The following is a 207-nucleotide window of genomic DNA, read 5'->3' as shown; positions in this document are numbered from 1 at the left end:
GAGCAATGGAGGGACGCAGAAGGATAGAAGAAGCGTGCGATTGGTTGTGCACGTCCAAGCAGTTAGGCTGATAAGTAGGCAAATCCGCTTATCGTAAAGGCTGAGCTGTGAGGGGGAAGCTCCTTATGGAGCGAAGTCTTTGATTCCCCGCTGCCAAGAAAAGCTTCTAGCGAGATAAAAGGTGCCTGTACCGCAAACCGACACAGG

General features: G+C 51.7%; 1 rRNA gene. It reads left to right on the top strand.

Annotation, left to right across the window (positions count from 1 at the left end):
* Positions 1 to 207, top strand: a 23S ribosomal RNA gene (locus MR160_RS35455); the annotation flags it as partial.

The sequence above is a fragment of the Bacillus cereus group sp. BfR-BA-01382 genome, from assembly GCF_022663475.1.
GTDB lineage: Bacteria > Bacillota > Bacilli > Bacillales > Bacillaceae_G > Bacillus_A > Bacillus_A thuringiensis_S.
The sequence above is the reverse complement of the archived record's forward strand: the minus strand, read 5'-3'. Positions and strand labels throughout refer to the sequence as shown.